Source organism: Pandoraea sp., from assembly GCF_004297875.1.
Taxonomy (GTDB): Bacteria; Pseudomonadota; Gammaproteobacteria; order Burkholderiales; family Burkholderiaceae; genus Pandoraea.
This window is the reverse complement of the sequence record NZ_SCSK01000006.1, coordinates 238,760-254,885: the sequence shown is the minus strand read 5'-3', so window position 1 is coordinate 254,885 and position 16,126 is coordinate 238,760. Positions and strand designations below refer to the sequence as shown.

The 16,126-nt window shown below is 62.3% G+C and carries 20 protein-coding genes; 6 read left to right on the top strand and 14 right to left on the bottom strand.

The window, feature by feature from the left end; translation table 11 throughout:
• The first annotated feature begins 342 nt into the window (after positions 1-342).
• Positions 343-882 (top strand): histone H1-like DNA-binding protein, encoded by a 540-nt coding sequence (locus EPN80_RS03475; protein ID WP_293023851.1) that lies wholly within the window; start codon positions 343-345, stop codon positions 880-882.
• Positions 883-1,126: 244 nt separating this feature from the next.
• Here the strand turns inward: EPN80_RS03475 and EPN80_RS03470 are convergent, their stop codons facing one another.
• The 10 genes from EPN80_RS03470 to EPN80_RS03425 form a co-directional block, all read right to left on the bottom strand.
• Positions 1,127-1,606 (bottom strand): glycine zipper 2TM domain-containing protein, encoded by a 480-nt coding sequence (locus EPN80_RS03470; RefSeq protein ID WP_293023713.1) that lies wholly within the window; start codon positions 1,604-1,606, stop codon positions 1,127-1,129.
• A gap of 17 nt (positions 1,607-1,623) precedes the next feature.
• On the bottom strand, positions 1,624-2,559 hold the full coding sequence (locus EPN80_RS03465; protein ID WP_293023711.1) for a carbohydrate kinase family protein: 936 nt from the start codon (positions 2,557-2,559) through the stop codon (positions 1,624-1,626).
• A gap of 18 nt (positions 2,560-2,577) precedes the next feature.
• A complete protein-coding gene (tpx, locus tag EPN80_RS03460) occupies positions 2,578-3,078 on the bottom strand; it encodes a thiol peroxidase (protein ID WP_293023709.1) in 501 nt (166 codons plus the stop codon).
• 44 nt (positions 3,079-3,122) lie between these two features.
• A complete protein-coding gene (locus tag EPN80_RS03455) occupies positions 3,123-4,022 on the bottom strand; it encodes a DUF3426 domain-containing protein (protein WP_293023707.1) in 900 nt (299 codons plus the stop codon).
• Positions 4,023-4,057: 35 nt separating this feature from the next.
• On the bottom strand, positions 4,058-4,957 hold the full coding sequence (prmA, locus tag EPN80_RS03450; RefSeq protein WP_293023705.1) for a 50S ribosomal protein L11 methyltransferase: 900 nt from the start codon (positions 4,955-4,957) through the stop codon (positions 4,058-4,060).
• An 8-nt stretch (positions 4,958-4,965) separates the two neighbouring features.
• Positions 4,966-6,327 carry an acetyl-CoA carboxylase biotin carboxylase subunit gene (accC, locus tag EPN80_RS03445; RefSeq protein ID WP_293023703.1) on the bottom strand — a complete coding sequence of 454 codons (1,362 nt, stop codon included), beginning with the start codon at positions 6,325-6,327 and terminating at the stop codon, positions 4,966-4,968.
• A gap of 84 nt (positions 6,328-6,411) precedes the next feature.
• Positions 6,412-6,870 (bottom strand): acetyl-CoA carboxylase biotin carboxyl carrier protein, encoded by a 459-nt coding sequence (gene accB, locus EPN80_RS03440; protein ID WP_293023700.1) that lies wholly within the window; start codon positions 6,868-6,870, stop codon positions 6,412-6,414.
• A 58-nt stretch (positions 6,871-6,928) separates the two neighbouring features.
• The gene (gene aroQ / locus EPN80_RS03435; protein WP_293023697.1) at positions 6,929-7,375 is read right to left on the bottom strand and encodes a type II 3-dehydroquinate dehydratase; all 447 of its coding nucleotides are present in this window, start codon (positions 7,373-7,375) and stop codon (positions 6,929-6,931) included.
• Between the two features lie 210 nt (positions 7,376-7,585).
• On the bottom strand, positions 7,586-8,110 hold the full coding sequence (locus tag EPN80_RS03430) for a TlpA disulfide reductase family protein (protein ID WP_293023694.1): 525 nt from the start codon (positions 8,108-8,110) through the stop codon (positions 7,586-7,588).
• A gap of 15 nt (positions 8,111-8,125) precedes the next feature.
• A complete protein-coding gene (locus EPN80_RS03425) occupies positions 8,126-8,761 on the bottom strand; it encodes a UDP-N-acetylmuramate--alanine ligase (RefSeq protein WP_293023692.1) in 636 nt (211 codons plus the stop codon).
• A 115-nt stretch (positions 8,762-8,876) separates the two neighbouring features.
• Between EPN80_RS03425 and mpl the strand changes: the two genes are divergently transcribed.
• Together mpl and EPN80_RS03415 are read left to right on the top strand one after the other, a co-directional pair.
• Complete coding sequence (gene mpl / locus EPN80_RS03420) at positions 8,877-10,241, top strand: UDP-N-acetylmuramate:L-alanyl-gamma-D-glutamyl-meso-diaminopimelate ligase (RefSeq protein ID WP_293023689.1); 1,365 nt, start codon at positions 8,877-8,879, stop codon at positions 10,239-10,241.
• Between the two features lie 42 nt (positions 10,242-10,283).
• On the top strand, positions 10,284-10,865 hold the full coding sequence (locus EPN80_RS03415; protein WP_293023686.1) for a YqiA/YcfP family alpha/beta fold hydrolase: 582 nt from the start codon (positions 10,284-10,286) through the stop codon (positions 10,863-10,865).
• A gap of 7 nt (positions 10,866-10,872) precedes the next feature.
• Here EPN80_RS03415 and EPN80_RS03410 read toward each other — a convergent pair whose 3' ends face one another.
• The 4 genes from EPN80_RS03410 to ruvC all read right to left on the bottom strand — a co-directional run bounded on the left by EPN80_RS03410 (position 10,873) and on the right by ruvC (position 14,134).
• A complete protein-coding gene (locus EPN80_RS03410) occupies positions 10,873-11,814 on the bottom strand; it encodes an oxygenase MpaB family protein (RefSeq protein ID WP_293023683.1) in 942 nt (313 codons plus the stop codon).
• A gap of 23 nt (positions 11,815-11,837) precedes the next feature.
• Positions 11,838-12,896 carry a Holliday junction branch migration DNA helicase RuvB gene (gene ruvB / locus EPN80_RS03405; protein ID WP_293023680.1) on the bottom strand — a complete coding sequence of 353 codons (1,059 nt, stop codon included), beginning with the start codon at positions 12,894-12,896 and terminating at the stop codon, positions 11,838-11,840.
• Between the two features lie 48 nt (positions 12,897-12,944).
• A complete protein-coding gene (gene ruvA, locus EPN80_RS03400) occupies positions 12,945-13,526 on the bottom strand; it encodes a Holliday junction branch migration protein RuvA (protein WP_293023677.1) in 582 nt (193 codons plus the stop codon).
• A gap of 62 nt (positions 13,527-13,588) precedes the next feature.
• The gene (gene ruvC / locus EPN80_RS03395) at positions 13,589-14,134 is read right to left on the bottom strand and encodes a crossover junction endodeoxyribonuclease RuvC (RefSeq protein WP_293023675.1); all 546 of its coding nucleotides are present in this window, start codon (positions 14,132-14,134) and stop codon (positions 13,589-13,591) included.
• 135 nt (positions 14,135-14,269) lie between these two features.
• On the opposite strand from ruvC, the gene EPN80_RS03390 reads away from it, so the two are divergent.
• From EPN80_RS03390 to eda, 3 genes are all read left to right on the top strand, one after another.
• Positions 14,270-14,686, top strand: a complete 417-nt coding sequence (locus EPN80_RS03390; RefSeq protein WP_293023672.1) for a CopD family protein — start codon at positions 14,270-14,272, stop codon at positions 14,684-14,686.
• 57 nt (positions 14,687-14,743) lie between these two features.
• Positions 14,744-15,352 carry a 2-hydroxychromene-2-carboxylate isomerase gene (locus EPN80_RS03385; protein WP_293023669.1) on the top strand — a complete coding sequence of 203 codons (609 nt, stop codon included), beginning with the start codon at positions 14,744-14,746 and terminating at the stop codon, positions 15,350-15,352.
• A gap of 72 nt (positions 15,353-15,424) precedes the next feature.
• Positions 15,425-16,051, top strand: a complete 627-nt coding sequence (gene eda / locus EPN80_RS03380; protein WP_293023666.1) for a bifunctional 4-hydroxy-2-oxoglutarate aldolase/2-dehydro-3-deoxy-phosphogluconate aldolase — start codon at positions 15,425-15,427, stop codon at positions 16,049-16,051.
• The last annotated feature ends 75 nt before the right edge of the window (positions 16,052-16,126 follow it).

Sequence of the window (16,126 nt, the reverse complement as noted above, 5' to 3'; positions counted from 1 at the left end):
CAGAGAACTGGTAGATAAGGAGCGTCAAAACCTTGGTGCATAGCAGGCAGTCGTCACGCTTATCCGCTATCGCAGTCTCCTTCCTCCCGATGACGGGACAGGCAAGCTACCCTCCCAAAAAACTGACGCTTCACCAACATCACTACAACCGAATTGCTGGCGGCAAAGTCGCCGGCAATTTTTTTGCGCGCTGGCCGGCGGCGTTCCGTCAGCCCGCGTGCAATGCCGAATTCATTAGCGTAAGCAGCCATAGCTTGATGCGTACGCCGATGAATAGCCCGCTCGCTGCGCGCCTGTTGGCGCACTGGTCGGGTTTCCTTCTCAGGTGGTTTGTTTGATTCTATCGATTCTCAAGTCAAGGAGAGCATGATGGCTACTGCTAAGAAAAAACCTGTTGCTGCGAAAAAACCTGCTGCCAAGAAACCGGTAGCGAAGAAGGCTCCGGCGGCCAAGAAACCTGCCGCCAAGAAAGCGGTTGCTGCCAAAAAGGCACCGGCCAAGAAAGCGGCAGTGAAGAAAGTTGCCGCCAAGAAGGCACCGGCCAAGAAAGCGGCAGTGAAGAAAGTTGCCGCCAAGAAGGCACCGGCCAAGAAAGCGGCAGTAAAGAAAGTTGCCGCCAAGAAGGCGCCGGCCAAGAAAGCGGCAGTAAAGAAAGTCGCAGCGAAAAAGGCACCGGCCAAGAAAGCCGCCGCGAAGAAAGCGCCGGCGAAAAAGGCTGCAGCCAAGAAGCCTGCTGCGAAGAAACCTGCCGCGAAAAAGCCCGCTGCGAAGAAGCCGGCCGCTAAGCCTGCTGCGCCCGCTGCAGCCCCTGCTGCTGCGCCCGCCAAAACAGTGCTGAACCCGGCGGCGGCATGGCCGTTCCCGACTGGCAGCCGTCCGTAAGCAGACTACCGATGCAACACACAAGACACTTCGGTGTCTCTTGATCGAGTAGTGCTACTCGGTCGAAAACCCGCTACGGCGAATGTGCCGTAGCGGGTTTTTCTTTGGCCGCGCGAGATCGGTGTGGATCAGGTGATGAAGAGTCGGCAGCGGTGCGCAAGTCACGACGGTATAAAAAACGCATGGCGAAGCCATGCGCTGGTTATGGTGGCAGGCTTGCCGCGCTGCGTAGTGAATAGGCTGACTAATGGGTGACCCGTGTGATGCCGCCACTCGTCAGCAGGCGGACGCGATCCCCGGGGCGAAACGATTCGTCGGCACTTTGGGTGACCGCGCGTAACTCGCCATTGTCGAGTCGTACCGTGATCTCCAACCCTGGCCGCTGACTGGCTCGGTTCTCGATTGCCTGGCCGGCCACCGCGCCCGCGATGCCGCCGAGAATGCCGGTGATGATCGAACCGCGACCGCCCCCGATCGCACTGCCGCCGATCGCACCGAGTGCGCCGCCACCCACGGTGCCCAACACTCCGGGCTGCCCGTTACTGGCGTCGATGGTTACGGGGCGCACCGATTCCACCGTGCCCATGCGCACGATTTGTTCGCGTTGCGCCTGACTGCTTTGGTAGACGCTGGCCGAGTCGCTGTTGCCGATGGCCGTGCACCCTGGCAGCACCAGGATGGCCGCCAAACTGAACCCGATCAGCGGCGTGGTGAGCTTACTCATTCATTTCTCCCGCTCTTTCAATGCCAAACATAGCCGAAAGCGTTTTTGAAGCGCTCCCGGATTTCATCGTGTGTGAGAACATGGTTTTGCGGCCCTTGATGCGCGATTTTGAGCGAGCCCATCAAGCTTCCGATGCGGCCGGATGTTTCCCAGTCCAGGCCGTTTTCGATGCCATACAACAGGCCGCCGCGGAACGCGTCGCCGCATCCGGTCGGATCGACCACGCGCTCGGCCTTGACCACGGGGATCGCATATTGCTTTTTTTGACTGTAAATTACGGCGCCCTGCGCACCCCGCGTAACGACGAACGCGCTGACGCGATCAGCGATATCCTCGGCAGACCAGCCCGTACGCAGGCACAGCAACTTGGCCTCGTAATCGTTGACTGCCACGTAGGTCGCAAGTTCAATCATGTGGCGCAGCTCGGCGTGATCGAATAGCGGCAGACCCTGACCCGGATCGAACACGAAGGGAATGCCTGCTTCGGCGAACTGTTCGACATGGCCTTGCATGCCTTCGCGTCCATCCGGCGCGACAATGCCCAGGCCGATATCCCTGGCGTCCTGGACCCGGTTCAAGTGGGAATGCATCATGGCCCCAGGATGGAACGCCGTAATCTGGTTGTTCTCCAGATCGGTGGTGATCATCGCATGCGCCGTCATGGTGTCGGGCACGATTCGCACGTGCTCGGTCGGCAGGTCGAGCGACCTCAGGTGTGTCAGGTACGGTTCCGCATCCTCGCCGGCAGTGGCCATCACGACCGGGCTGCCGCCGAGCAGCCGCAGATTGTAGGCGATGTTGCCGGCGCAACCGCCGAACTCCCGGCGCAGCGTCGGCACCAGGAAGCTCACATTGAGGTTGTGCACCTGGTCGGGCAGGATGTGGTCGCCGAAGCGCCCCTCGAACGTCATGATATTGTCGTAGGCAAGCGAGCCGCAGATAAGCGTAGCCACAGGCACGTTCCTTTCTTTCTAGGAGAGCGAGGCGAGCGCGGCATCGTAGTTCGGCTCGTTCTTGATTTCAGGCACCAGCTCCGCGTGCAGCACCTTGTCATGTTCGTCGAGGACGACCACTGCCCGTGCGGTGAGCCCGGCCAACGGCCCGGTGGTGATTTCGACGCCGTAGTTCTTCAGGAATTCGCGGCCGCGCAAGGTCGACAAGGAGATCACGTTGGTCAGGCCTTCGGTCGCGCAGAAGCGGCTCTGGGCGAATGGCAGATCACAGGATATGACGAGTACGACGGTATTGGCGAGCTTGCCTGCCGCCTCATTGAATTTGCGCGTCGAAGTCGCGCAGGTGGGGGTGTCCAGGCTGGGCACAATATTGAGCACCTTGCGCTTGCCGGCGAAATCAGCCAGCTTGACGTCTTTCAAATCCTTGCCGACCAAAGAGAATGCGGGCGCGGCCTGGTTCTTCTGCGGGAACTGTCCGGCGACTTCAATGGGGGTGCCGCCGAGAGTGACTTGAGCCATGGTGTTTCTCCATCAAAAAGTGAGCGCAAAGGTGCGATCGGGAATCAGGGGTAGAACGCGACCACGTGGTAATTGGCGGCCGTCGTCGACTGTGCCGACAATCGTAATCGAATCGGGTGTTCACTGCGCGCCGCCAGTCCGGCGGCAATGTCGCTGTCGGACAGGTAGTCGGTGACTTGAATGTCGCGGCGAACAACGGGGGCGCCGCTGGCGTCGGTCAAGGTCAGCTCGAGTGCCGGGTATGCGATTGCATGATCCGACGTGTTGCGCAGGAAGAGGGTCAGCACCAGCAGGTGCTGGTCTTGCGCATCGCTGTCGTCGCCCTCGCTGGCAAGATTGGTGGACTCGATGCTGAGCCCGCTCAACTGGCGCACTGGCGCAATTCGGCAGCCCGCGATCCGGCACAGTTGCATCAGCGGCGCCCGCAACGGTGGCCATTGCGCTGCCAATGCATCACGTTGCCACCAGACCAACTGCAGCAGTGCGCTCAGCGTCAGGGCGGCAATGGCGAGCGTCCAGAGCGCTGCCTTGCGCGGCCGGGCGCTGTTGCGCAGCCAGGGTGGCGCATCGGCGGGGTCGACGGCGCGTGCCGACGGCGCGGATGGGAAACCGCCGCCACGCGTTTTATCCTCCTGGCGCAGCAGCGCAGCCGCATCGAGGTTGGGTGGCGTACCCGGAAGGGTGGTGAATCGCGGCTCATCGTCCGCGACGATGGCGTCATAGATCGACGCGCGTGGCCCCTTGATGCCGGGTGTCGGTGTTGGCGCTATCGCGGGTGGCGCCGGCGCGTCGGTCATTGCCTCGGGCGGCGCGCACAATTCACTGCGGCCGTCAAACACGTGCTGGCAGGTACCGCAACGGACCAAGCCATTGCGTAGCTTGAGCTGGTCGGCGACGACGCGAAAAACGGTGTGGCAGTTGGGGCAGCGGGTGGCGAGAACCATGGGGGCAGGTGTTGGCGGCACGGTGAAAGCCTATTCTACCCGGCTTGTCCGTGCAGGCAGACCCAGCCATCCCGGCTTTGCCAAACGCTAAATGCCAACCACGGTGCGTAGGCGCGAATGACCTCGTCGGCTTGTCGCTCCAGCACGCCCGAGATCGCTAGCCGGCCGCCGGGCGCGACCCGCGCGCAAAGCATCGAGGCCAGCAGCTTGAGCGGATTGGAGAGAATGTTCGCGACCACGATGTCGAATTGCCCGGGCGGGCAATCGTCGGGCAGCGCATAGTCGACGGGCGCCCGATTGCGCTCGCTGTTGTAGCGCGCCGCCTCAATGGCTTGCGGATCGATATCGATCCCCGTCACGCGGGCCGCGCCGCACTTCCTGGCAAGAATGGCGAGGATGCCCGAGCCGCAACCATAATCGAGCACGGTCGGTTTGGCCGCCGGATCGATATGCTGTTCCAGCCACTCCATGCACAGGCGCGTGGTGGGGTGACTCCCGGTACCGAATGCCAGTCCGGGGTCCAGCTCGAGCACCAGTGCGTCGGGCGCCTGCGGCGCGTCATGCCAGGATGGCACGACCCAGATCCGTTGTCCGATCTGCATTGGCTCGAATTGCGACTGCGTCAGGCGCACCCAATCCTGCTCCGCGACTTCCCGTATGGTGTGGGGCGGCACGTGCGGCAATCCGATGGCGTTGGCTGCGGCGCCCAGCAGCACGGCGGGATCCTGATGTTCGTCGAGAAGCACGATGACGCGCGAGTGCTGCCAGGCCGTGTCCGCCGGTTCGAGCCCGGGCTCACCAAATAGCGGCTGCTCATCCGGCGTATTTGCGTCGGCGTCCTCGACCGAGACCGACAACGCGCCCAGATCGAGCAGCGCGTCGGACAATGCTTCGGCCTGCACGCGCGCAAGCTCCACCACCAGTTCGCGGTACATGACCGGACTCAATTGCCGTCGACCGCGGATTTCTGCGCCAGCTTGTGCTCGAGGTAGTGAATGCTGGTGCCGCCTTCGACGAACTTGGCATCGAGCATCAATTCGCGGTGCAGGGGGATATTGGTCTGGATACCCTCAACGACGATTTCCGACAGAGCGATGCGCATCCGATTGATGGCCTGCTCGCGGGTGGCGCCATACGCGATGATCTTGCCAATCATCGAGTCGTAGTTGGGCGGCACGAAATAGCCGTTGTAGACATGGGAATCGATTCGAATTCCGGGGCCGCCCGGCATGTGCCAGGCGGTGATGCGCCCCGGCGATGGCGTGAACTTGAATGGGTCCTCGGCGTTTATCCGGCACTCGATCGCGTGACCGCGGAATTCGATGTCGCGTTGGCGGAAGCCGATTTTCTCGCCAGCCGCGATGCGGATCTGTTCCTGAACGATATCCACGCCGGTGATCATCTCGGTCACGGGGTGTTCGACCTGAACCCGCGTGTTCATCTCGATGAAGTAGAACTCATTGTTTTCGTACAGGAACTCAAACGTGCCGGCACCCAGATAGCCCATCTTTTTGCAGGCGTCCGCGCAGCGGTCGCCGATACGCTCGATCAGGCGGCGCGGAATGTGCGGTGCGGTGGCTTCCTCGATCACCTTCTGATGGCGGCGCTGCATCGAACAATCCCGCTCGCCGAGCCAGACCGCGTTCTTGTATTTGTCGGCCAACACCTGGATTTCGATATGGCGAGGATTCTCGAGGAATTTCTCCATATAGACTTCCGGATTGCCGAAGGCGCGACCGGCCTCTTCGCGAGTCATGTTGACCGCGTTGACCAGCGCTGCCTCGGTATGCACCACGCGCATGCCGCGCCCGCCGCCGCCGCCGGCGGCCTTGATAATGACCGGATAGCCGACCTGCCGGGCTATGCGCACGATTTCCTTGGGGTCGTCGGGCAATGCGCCTTCGGAGCCGGGCACGCATGGCACGCCCGCCTTGATCATGGTTTGCTTGGCCGAGACCTTGTCGCCCATCAGGCGGATGGTGTCGGGACGCGGGCCGATGAAGGTGAAGCCAGACTGCTCGACGCGATCTGCGAAGTCGGCATTCTCCGACAGAAAGCCATAACCGGGGTGAATGGCCTGAGCGTCGGTCACCTCGGCCGCGCTGATAATCGACGGCATGTTCAGGTAACTTTGCGCAGATGGGGCTGGGCCGATGCAGACTGCTTCGTCGGCCAGGCGCACGTATTTGGCTTCCTTGTCGGCTTCCGAGTAGATGACGACGGTTTTGATGCCGAGCTCGCGGCACGCGCGCTGGACTCTCAGGGCGATTTCGCCGCGGTTGGCTATAAGGATTTTTTCAAACATTGTCCGGGATCCTGGCAGGGAGGATGGGATGAGACCGACGGGGCTGAGGCGCCCGAGCCGTCGGTCGGGCGCAGCCGGCTGCGCTCAACCGATCACGAACAACGGCTGGCCATATTCGACGGCCTGGCCGTTCTCGCCGAGAATTTCCTTGACGACGCCGGCTTTGTCGGCCTCGATTTCGTTGAGCAGCTTCATGGCCTCGATGATGCACAGGGTCTGGCCTTCCTTGACGGTATCGCCGACTTGCACGAAGGGATCCGCGCCAGGCGATGGCGCGCGATAGAAGGTTCCGACCATCGGTGACGTGACCACGTGCCCTTGCGGCGCCGCCGGGGCCGCGCTCTCTGTCGGCGCTACGGCGGCCGGCGCTGCCGTGGCCTGGGCCATCATCGGCTGCTGCATCTGCATTTGCATCGGCGCCGCCATGATTTGCGGCGGCGCTTTGACGATGCGGACCTTGCCTTCACCTTCGGTGACTTCGAGTTCGGAGATGCCCGATTCCGCGACGAGGTCGATCAATGTCTTGAGTTTGCGCAAATCCATGAAGGAAGCTCCTTGATTCGTGGTCGGCCGGCGCGAAGTCCGGCAATAAATAAGATCTTCAGTTGCCGGACAAGCGGCGCAGTGCGAAATCGAGGGCATAGCCGTAGCCATGCCAGCCGAGACCGCAAATCACACCCTCGGCCAATTCGGAAAAATATGAATGATGCCGGAAGCTTTCGCGGCGATGCACGTTCGATAAATGTACTTCCACGAACGGGATGTCCACCGCTGCCAGCGCATCGCGCAAGGCGACGCTGGTATGCGTGTAGGCGGCGGGATTGATAATGATGTAATCGACCTTATCGGTGGCCGCCGCCTGAATGCGATCGACCAGCGCGCCTTCGTGATTGCTCTGAAAGCTCTCCAGGGTCACGGAAGCGCTTTGCGCCTGAGTCTGCAAGGCCCGCTCGATATCGGCGAGCGTCGTATGACCATATACCCCTGGCTCCCGGGTGCCCAGCAAATTCAGATTGGGGCCGTGCAGGACGAGTATGCGATAAGGCATGTTCCGTGAGGAGATTGAAGAAATTGGCCGCAATTTAACGCTAGTTGGCGAATTTTGTCCAGTGCCAAAAGATTTTGATGGGGGAAATCCCTAGGTTCGGAATTTTTTCCTTTGACCGGTACGCGCAGCAGATATCCCGATTATATAGGATGCCGGAATGGCCTCGGCTGTGTCCGGCGTCGGTTGCCGGTGAACCGATGATCGCTGATTTTACAAGGCATTCAAGGCAGAACGTAATTCGTCCGGCTGAATCTGCCCCAGCTTCGACAGCCGGACCTTGCCCGTGGGATCAATCACCACTGTAAAGGGCAGGGCACCCATGGTGTCGCCCAGTGCGCGGGACAGATCAGTGCCGGCATAGCCGGCGACCAGCAACGGATATTGAACCTTGACTTTGGCCTCGAAAGCCTGGAGATTCGGGGCGGAATCGATGCCGATGCCGACAAATTGAACGTTTTTGCCTTTGAATTCGTTTGCGATTTTCGCGAGATCCGGCATTTCCTGAACGCAGGGCGAGCACCATGGCGCCCAGAAGTTGACGACGAGCGTTCGCTGCCGCCACTGGCTCAGCGATTGCTCCCGGCCAGCGAGGTCGGGGAGTCGAGTGCTGAATAGCAGTTGCACTGCCGGGTCGCCGATCCGTTGGGGAGTATGGATCCGCCAAGCAACATAGATGCCCGCCGCCAAAGCGGCAATGGCCACCAATGGCAAGAAAAGCGATCGATTTTTCTTCATCGTCGGTTAATCGTTTTAGACGGGCGTCAATTGATCGTGCAGCAAACCTCTGAGGCCGGCGGCGTCCAAGCGGAGCGGCCGCTTTTTCGCGTCCAGTTTCGCTGCGTTGCGCAGGTCACTTGGCGTGTAGAGGACGATATGCACTCCGATCGGCTGCGGCTGCCGATGTTGGCGCCACAGAAAGCTCAGGGTCTCGACCATGCCGCGTCCGGCAAAATGGCGTGTTTCCGACACCTCGTACTGGACGCCCTGATTCAGCAACTCGATCGCCAGATCCTTGCTGTTGTCGCAAAATGCCTGCAAGTGGATGTCGGAGTGATGGGTCGCCGTGCCGTTCAACACTGCTCCGACCAAATGCAGGTGATAGTTGGGCAGCCGCTCCATTAGCGTCAGCGCGGTAAGGCGCAATTCGCGCAGTTGCGCGGGATGCGTGTCGGCCTGAAACAGATCGAGATAGGCGCGAACTTCTTCTTCGATTTCTTCGTTATTCGGCAGCAAATCGCCGGAAACTTTGTCTTCTCCGGTGATTTGTCGGGTCGCCTTGCGTTTGGCGGAGGCATAATCGAGGCCGTCTTCCGCGATCAGACGGGCAGCGGTCATGGCGATTTCCTCGCGCAGGCGGTGAGTGTCCAAACAGGTTTTGCGCGTCATGCTGGCATCATACCGGAAATCATTCGCGCTACCCGCTAGGGTAGCCGAAGCCACCCGGTTACAATGGCTCCCGCAAGTTTAACCAGACGCGCCCGGCCGGCGCCAATCATCAGTCATGCACATTCATATTCTGGGTATCTGCGGCACCTTCATGGGCGGCCTGGCCGTGCTCGCGACAGAGGCCGGGCATACAGTGACGGGCTGCGACGCCAACGTCTATCCGCCGATGAGCACGCAACTCGAAGCGCAAGGTATTCGGCTGATCGAAGGTTATGATGCATCGCAGGTCGCGCTTGCGCCCGACCTGTTCGTTATCGGCAATGTGGTCTCGCGCGGCAACCCGCTGATGGAGGAAATCCTCAACCGCAATTTGCCCTATATATCCGGTCCGCAATGGCTCGGCGAGCACATCTTGCGAAACAAATGGGTAATGGCCGTGGCGGGCACTCATGGCAAGACCACTACCACGTCGATGCTGACGTGGATCCTGGAAGACGCGGGCTACCAGCCCGGTTTTCTGGTTGGCGGCGTGCCGCTCAATTTCGGCATTTCGGCGCGCCTGACCGACGCGAATTTCTTCGTGATCGAGGCGGACGAATATGACACGGCCTTTTTCGATAAGCGCTCAAAATTTGTGCATTATCGGCCGCGCACCGCCGTGCTGAACAATCTCGAATACGATCACGCCGACATCTTCCCTGATCTGGCAGCGATCGAGACGCAATTCCATCATCTCGTGCGAACCATCCCGGAGCAGGGGCGAATTCTCGTCAATGGCCGCGAAAGCGCCTTCGAACGAGTCCTGAGCCGGGGATGCTGGAGCGAAGTCGAATCATTCGGCGTGCCCCGGGGCTGGCATGCCGATGGTTCGGATGAACAGTTTTTGGTGAGATACCAGGACCGGGCGTTTGGCGCCGTCAGGTGGAATCTGCAAGGCGAGCACAATCGCATGAACGCGCTGGCCGCCGTTGCTGCGGCCCGCCATGTTGGCGTGCCGCCGGAACAGGCGATCGGGTCACTGGGCAAATTCAGAAACGTCAAGCGTCGCATGGAATGGCGCGGGACCGTGCGCGGCGTTGCCGTATATGACGATTTTGCCCACCACCCGACGGCGATTCACACCACGGTCGCGGGATTGCGGCACCGCATCGGCGCAGAGGCCCGCATTCTTGCCGTATTGGAGCCGCGCTCGAACACGATGAAGCTCGGTGTGATGAAGTCCCAATTGCCGGGCAGCCTGGCCGACGCCGATCTGGTTTTCGGGTATGGCGCGCCATCGGGCAAGGAGGCGCTCGGCTGGGACCTGGCTGGCGCGCTGGCGCCTCTGGGCGAACGGGCCCGGGCTTTCAGCGATCTGGATGCTTTGGTGCGGGCGGTTGCCGCTGTGGCCCAGCCGGGCGATCACATCCTGGTGATGAGCAACGGCGGGTTCGGTGGTGTGCATCAGAAATTGCTCGATGCGCTTGCGCAGCCGACCTGAATTGCACGCCATTCTCCAGACATTCCCGCTGATCGAGTCGTCATGATCCTCTATTTGCATGGATTCAGATCGTCGCCACATTCCTTCAAGGCGCGGTTGCTGGCAGCGCGGCTCCAGGCGCTGGGGCGCGCCGACGCCTGGGTCTGTCCGCAACTGCCGGTGTCGCCACTGGCCTCCGTCGACATGGCCGAGAGCCTGATCGCGGGCATTCCGCCCGAGCAGCTGACGGTGATCGGCAGTTCGCTCGGCGGCTATTACGCGACGTATCTCGCACAGCGGGTCGATTGCCGCTGCGTTTTGCTCAACCCGGCGACTCGTCCCTATGACGACCTTGAGCCCTGGCTGGGTGAGCATCCGTTGTGGCATGGCGGCGGTAGTGTGCTGGTCGAGCGGCATCATCTCGATGAGTTGCGGGCGTTGGAGGTGCAGAACATCACCCGGCCCGAGCGCTATTGGCTGATCGCGGCGACTGGTGATGAGGTCTTGGATTACCGCGACATGCTGAGCAAATACCCGGGCGCCAGAACAACGCTGATCAATGGTGGCGATCACGGCATCAGCAACTTTGCCGCCTATCTGGACGACGTCCTGATGTTCTGCGGCATTTCGTCGAAGGCCGACTGAGTCGCGTTCAGGACGACGGCGCGGCCGGCGCATTGGCGCGGCGCAGCGCCCGCTTGGCGACGCCGTTGCGCAGAGCCCAACGCACCACCGGTGCGGCGGCATGCACGCCGGGGCGCGCTACCCATTGGCGCAGCAGGGCGAGATCGTTGAGGCCGAGCGTCGCGGCGGCCCACGGCGGGAGCAGGTCGACGCCGGCGTTGAACAGCAGTTGACCGAACCAGCGCGTGCCGGGATGAGGCGTCGGCAGGGCGCGCAGCACCCGGACCACCTCGCTCGTGCGTTCATCGCCGCGCAATTCGCCGCGCATGCGCAGCAGGTAATCGGCAACCTCGGCCCGGCAAGTCGGCACGTCCAGGGCGCCCAGGCTCGTTGCGATAAGCGAGACTTCGCGGTAATAGCGATCCTGTTCGCTGTCGGGCAGCGTCGGGTCCGCATAGCGCAAATAGCTGTGCAAAAAGCTGGAGACCTCGGCAACGTGCACCCATGTGAGCAGGGCCGGATCGCTAGCCGCATAAGGACGTCCGTCGGTCGTGGTGCCGCGCACCCCGGCGTGGATGCGCCGCACGCGCGCGAGCAGGGCCTCGGCATCGGCGCGGCTGCCGTAGGTCGTGCCGGCGATGAAAGTCGCGGTGCGCCGCAACCGCCCGATCACATCCTCGCGAAAATTCGAATGATCCCAGACGCCGGCCATGGCCAGCGGGTGCAGGCATTGGAGCAGCAACGCACTGATGCCGCCGACCATCATCGAAGTGAAATCGCCGTGCACGCGCCAGCAGACGGCGCCCGGTCCGAACAATCCGGGGTCGCCGGGCGGCGAAAGGTAGTCGATCTGCGGCGCATTGCCGCCCGAGGTCAGACTGACCAGGCGTACGGCAAGGGCGCTGCGCAGGTATTCGAGCGGACCGCTGGGCGAGGGGGGCGAGTTGTTCATCACATCAATGTCCGTCATGCGGTTGCCGACGGATCACACCGCTATTCTTCGTTTGACCACAAATCCCGGGCGGGGCTGGCCGCCGGGGCGGCCAGCCCGAAATGCCGGTAAGCCAGCAGCGTGGCCATGCGTCCGCGCGGCGTGCGCTGCAGGTAACCTTGCTGTATCAGATACGGCTCCAGCACATCCTCGATGGTATCGCGCTCTTCGCCGATCGCCGCCGCCAGGTTGTCGACGCCGACCGGGCCGCCGTCGAACTTGTGCAGGATGGCTTCCAGCAACTTGCGATCCATGATGTCGAAGCCGACCGGGTCGACGTCCAGCATCGATAGTGCGGCGTCCGCGACAGAGGCGGTGATTGCGCCATCGGCCTTGACCTCGGCGTAATCGCGCACGCGTCGCAGCAGCCGGTTGGCGATGCGCGGCGTGCCGCGTGAGCGCCGGGCGATCTCGATCGCGCCCTCGTCGCCAATCACGGCGCCCAGCAACTGGGCCGAACGCGCCACGATGCTGGCCAATTCTGCGGCGTTGTAGAACTCCAGTCGGGCAACGATGCCGAAGCGGTCGCGCAGCGGGTTGGTCAGCATGCCAGCGCGGGTGGTTGCACCCACTAGCGTAAAAGGCTGCAGATCGAGCTTGACGCTGCGGGCTGCCGGTCCCTCGCCTATCATGATGTCGATCTGGTAATCCTCCAGCGCCGGGTACAGAATTTCCTCGACGACCGGCGACAGCCGATGAATCTCGTCGATGAACAGTACGTCGTTGGCTTCGAGATTGGTCAGCAGCGCAGCCAAGTCGCCTGGGCGCTCGAGTACCGGGCCGGAGGTCTGACGCAAATTGACGCCCATTTCGCGCGCAATGATGTGCGCCAGCGTTGTTTTGCCGAGCCCCGGCGGACCGAACAGCAGGACATGGTCAAGCGCCTCGGCGCGCTTGCGGGCCGCGGCAATGAAAATTTCCAACTGGCCGCGCACCTTCTCCTGCCCGACATATTCGTCGAGCAGCTTGGGGCGCAGCGCCCGTTCGAACACTTCCTCGTTGGGTGAGACGGGAGCGGCGGAAATCAGCCGGTCGCTGCCGAGTTTGTCGGTTTCGATCATGCGGCCATTGTAGCGCGTCGGATTGCGGCGGGGTATGTGTCCTTGGGGCTAGGCTTTGGAGAGCCCCTTCAGCGCGTGCTTGATGCCGTCGGATACACCCATGCCGGCCGGAATCTGCTTGACCGCCATGACAGCCTCCTTCTCCGAATACCCAAGCGCGAGCAGCGCGTTGAGCACATCGCTGGCATGCTCGCTGGTAGCCACCGTGCCGGCGGCGACGCCCAGATCGGCGCCGAATTTACCCTTGAGCTCGAGCAGCAGCCGCTCAGCGGTCTTTTTGCCGATACCGGGCACTCTCGTCAGGCGACCGGCCTCCTGCAATGTGATGGCCTGCGCCAGGTCGGCCACACTCATGCCCGAGAGAATGGCCAGCGCGGTGCGCGCGCCGACGCCGGAAATCTTCAGCAATTCGCGGAACGCTGTGCGCTCCTGGTTCGAGCCGAACCCATAGAGCAGGTGCGCATCCTCCCGCACGATCATCTGTGTGAGCAGGGTGACTTTTTCCCCAAGCGCGGGCAGATTGTAGAACGTGCTCATCGGCACGGCCAGTTCGTAGCCGACGCCATGGCAGTCGACCAGGATATGCGGCGGATTCTTTTCCAGCAGGGTACCGGCGATGCGACCGATCATGGCGAGTCGAAATGAGAGGGAAACGAGCCGGCAGTGTACTCGATTCGCGCGGTGCGGCGCGGCTAGCCGATCAGGCGTCCACGGCGCACACGCAGGCCCTTTTGCGCCAGTTGCGGCGCCAGCCCGCCGAGCGTCGAGAGGGTGCTGCCGCCATGTGCATGGCAGATCGCTACGCCCAGGGCGTCGGCCGCATCGGTGCTGGGCGTGCCGGACAGCCGCAACAGGCGGGTCACCATCTCCTGAACCTGCGCCTTGCTGGCGCGTCCGTAACCGACGACGGCCTGCTTGAGCTGCAGTGCGGTGTATTCGAACACCGGCAGATCGCAGTTGACCAGCGCGCACAGCGAAGCGCCGCGCGCCTGCCCGAGCAGCAGTGTCGATTGCGGGTTGACGTTGACGAAAACTTTCTCGATGACCGCTTGCGCCGGCTGGTGCTCGCGCACGATGGCGCTGACGCCGTCGAAGATGGTCTTCAGTCGCAGCGGCAGGTCGGCGTCGTGGGGCGTGCGAATCACGCCGCTGGCGACGTATTCGAGCCGGCTGCCCTGCTTGTCGAGCACGCCGAAGCCAGTCACGCGCAAGCCGGGGTCGATGCCGAGAATTCTCATAATGGTCGCCGTGCGGCGGAATCAAAGGGATTGGCCCGTATTTTGGCACACCCGCCGAAGGTGGCGGCGGGACGATGTCACGGAATTGTTGTAAATTGCGGGCTGGCTTTTCTATCGCGCTCGGGTCGCACCGCTATGCTCTGGATCAAGGCTTTTCACATTGTTTTCGTCGCCTCGTGGTTTGCCGGATTGTTCTATCTGCCGCGCATCTTCGTCAATCTGGCGATGGAGACCGAGGCCGTTGCCACGCAGCGCCTGCTGGCGATGGCCCGCAAGCTATACCGGTTCATGACGATCCTGGCGATCCCCGCCTTGCTGCTCGGTTTGACGCTCTGGCTGTATTACGGCATCGGGCAAGGCCAGGGTTGGCTGCATGCGAAGCTGGGTATCGTTGTACTGCTCATTGCTTACCACCATGTGTGCGGCCGTTTGCTGCGCGACTTCGAGCAGGGGCGCAATCGGCATTCGCACCGCTGGTTTCGCTGGTTCAACGAATTGCCGGTGCTCGGCTTGATCGCGGCCGTGGTGCTGGTGGTGGTCAAGCCCTTTTAAGCGGATCCGGCACCCCGCGACAACAATGCATTTGACTGCCTCGGCAAGGAGACTTCGATGACAAAAACCTGTGACTACTTTTTTTCCCCTCAGTCCCCGTATGCCTATCTGGGACACGAGCGCTTTGTTGCCCTGGCTGCGCAATACGGTGTGCAAATCAATCTCAAACCGTGCGACAGCGGCAAGGTATTTGCCGTTTCCGGCGGCTTGCCGCTCGGGCAGCGTGCGCCGCAGCGACAGGCTTATCGGCTGATCGAGTTGGCGCGCTGGAGCAAGGCGCTGTCGATCCCACTGAATTTGCACCCCAAATATTTCCCGGTCTCGGGAGATCCGGCCGCACGCCTGATCATTGCCGCGCAATTCGCGCATGGCACTGAGCGGGCGCTGGCGCTGACCGGCGCTGTGATGCGCGCGGTATGGGTCGATGAGCGCAATATCGCCGACGACGCGACTTTGGTCGCGCTGGCGCAGCAATTCGACATGGATGGGCCCGCGCTGCTCAGAGCCGCCGCGGGCGCCAGTGTGCAGTCGACCTACGACCAATACACGCAGGAAGCGATTTCCGCCAACGTCTTTGGCATGCCGTGGTATCGCTTTCGCGACGAACCTTTCTGGGGGCAGGACCGCCTGCAGTTTCTCGAGCAGGCTTTCGCCGGCGCCGCCTAACGTCATCGGCCGCGCCGCCCAGGGCAGCGCGCTGGTATTGGTATTCGCGGTTTGCGCATCGAGGAGGCTGGCATGCTGATCAAGGACATCGTGCAAATCGGGCCAGTGATCCCGGTATTGCAGTTCGACAGCGTAGAACAGGGCGAGAACGTCGCACAGGCCCTGCTCGACGGTGGCGTGCGGGTGCTCGAAATCACCTTGCGCACGCCGGCTGCAATGGCGGTCATCGAGCGAGTGGCCCGGTTGACCGACCAGATGGTCGTTGGCGTCGGCACACTGACGCGGCCCGAGCAATTTGCGGCGGCGGTATCGGCCGGCGCTCGATTCGGCGTCTCGCCCGGCTTCACGTCGGCATTGGGCGAGGCCGCGCATGCCGCCGGGCTGCCACTGTTGCCTGGCGTGGCGACGCCATCGGAAATCCTGGCAGCGCAGGCGGCCGGTTACGACATCGTCAAATTCTTTCCGGCCGAGCCTGCGGGCGGCGTGCCGATGCTCAAGGCACTGCACGGTCCGTTCGCCGATGTGCGGTTTTGTCCGACCGGAGGCATTACCGCCAATAGCGCGCCGGCTTATCTGGCATTGCCCAACGTGGTGTGCGTCGGCGGCTCGTGGCTCACCCCCGGCACTTTGGTCGATCGCGGCGATTGGGCAGGTATTACCCGACTTGCACAGGCGGCTGCCGCATTGCGCCCTGCGTAGCACTGCGGGCGCTTGCCCGTGCAGTCCTGCGCGTACAATACGGCTTTACCTTCCCAGGCCGGTGCCCAGGCGCCG